At 63.8% G+C, this 1,821-nt stretch carries 1 protein-coding gene and 1 pseudogene; one reads left to right on the top strand and one right to left on the bottom strand.

The window, feature by feature from the left end; all coding sequences use genetic code 11:
* Positions 1-112, top strand: a pseudogene (locus AC5P7R_RS22345) (IS110 family transposase); the annotation flags it as partial.
* 34 nt (positions 113-146) lie between these two features.
* On the opposite strand, the gene AC5P7R_RS22350 reads toward AC5P7R_RS22345, so the two are convergent.
* Positions 147-1,583: a serine hydrolase domain-containing protein gene (locus AC5P7R_RS22350; protein ID WP_134730842.1), complete on the bottom strand. Its 1,437-nt coding sequence runs from the start codon at positions 1,581-1,583 to the stop codon at positions 147-149.
* Positions 1,584-1,821: the final 238 nt, after the last annotated feature.

The raw sequence follows: 1,821 nt of genomic DNA on the forward strand, positions 1-1,821 counted from the left end.
CAACATCCTGGCCAGAAAGCTGGCCAGGATCGCTTGGGGCGTCTTCAAGAGCGGCCGGGACTTTGACCCGGCCATGCTGAAAGTGGGTCAAGCCTGCTTCCAGCAGGCTTGACCACGAACATAGGATCTCGGCTCTACAGCAGGGTTTATGGCGAGGGTTTCGTCAGCGTCTTCGACTTTGCGTAGAACTGATCAGCTGCTTCCTTCTCGCCCAATGCCGCATGACACTCGGCCAGGCTGTCCCACACATTGGCCGAATCCGGATACAGCTCGGTGTTGAGGGCGAATACCTTCAACGCCCTGCGTGCACCAAGGCTCTCGCGGATGGCATAGCCACTGGCGTTGATCGCACGTTCCAGCTCGCTGCCCGTCACCCGGTTGTCATCGCGCAACCAGCTGCGTATCGCCTGGGCAGCGCCTGCGTCATCGTCCAGCGCATACGCGATCAGCCGCTCGGACAGTACCGCATGCGGAAACTCCTTCGGCGCGGCCACCGCCATCGTGCTTTCCACCAGCGTGCTCGACCAGACATTGCGGGCGCTGCCGTTGGTCAGGTAAACGAATACCCAGTAGCCGCTGGCCAGCGTGCCCTTGTAGGCCAATCGCGCACGTACACGGGTGCCGCCATCATGGCCGACCTGGGTGTAGCCGTCACTGCGGGTGGTGTCCCAGCCGGTGGAGAAGAAATTGCTGCCGCCACCGCTCAGTTTCTGCGGCTGCCAGAGTGTTTCCAGGGTCGCCGTGCGCACCAGCTTGCCGGTGGCCAGTGCCTGCAGGAAGCGGTTCATGTCGCCCACGGTGGTCTGCAGGTCGGCATGGCCCCAGCCGTAGTCCGGCCAAGGGTCTTCATTGGCCGGCTGCAGTTGGCCGTCCTTGCCGATGTACGGCACCGCCGCGCGCGTGGCTGGCACGCTGGTGACACCCCACGAGGTGCTGGCCATCTTCAAAGGCTGCAGGATGCGTTCGCGTGCGATGGCCGGGTAGGGCTTGCGATAGTGCGCTTCCAGCAACGCCGTCAGCACCAGGTAGTTCGCCTGGGTGTACTGCACGCGGCTGCCGGTGGCGAACTGCATCGGTGCAGCGCCGGCCACCTTCAGCGCAGTGCCAAGGTCAGGCGCTACACCGGGGTAGCCCTTGCTCACCCAGCGGTCCTCCACCCGGTCGTAGTACTCGCCGATACCCGAGCTGTGGTTGAGGAAGTCGCGCACGTGGATTGCCTGCCATGCAGTCGGCAGGCCCGGAACATAGCGGCTTGCCGGCGTCTCCAGATCCACCTTGCCCTGATCGACCAATTGCATCACCAGCGTGCTGGTCAGCAGCTTGGCCATCGATTGCGCGGCGAAAATGGAATCGACGGTGGCCGGTGCGTGGGAGGCCGGGTCACGCTCGCCGCTGGCGCCCTGGTACAGCACCTGTCCGTTGTGGGCGACCAGCACCGCTTGCCCGGCGATGCCGTAGCGCTTGCGGTTGGTCTGCAGTTGGGCTTCGAGCTGTGAAGAGAGGCCGACGGGGAGCCCACGCGCAGAAGCGGGTGGAGCAGCGAACAGGGCGCAGAGCAATGCAGCAGCAAAGGTGCGGTACATCGCGGTGATCCATCAGCGGTGATGGCGCATCTTGGCATGTAGAGCCGAGCCCATGCTCGGCTGCCTTCGGGCCAGGCATCATGCACCCGGAAAAATGAGCCGAGCATGGCTTGTATGTTCCTCCCGGCTCCTACGCGGTATGTAGGAGCCAGGGTGGAGGGACCGTCAACATGATATCTGCGGGTAGCAGCCGACAGACGAGCCGAGCGATCCCCATCCCGCACCTTAACGTCGATAA

Source organism: Stenotrophomonas sp. YJH_SMC_27, from assembly GCF_059369815.1.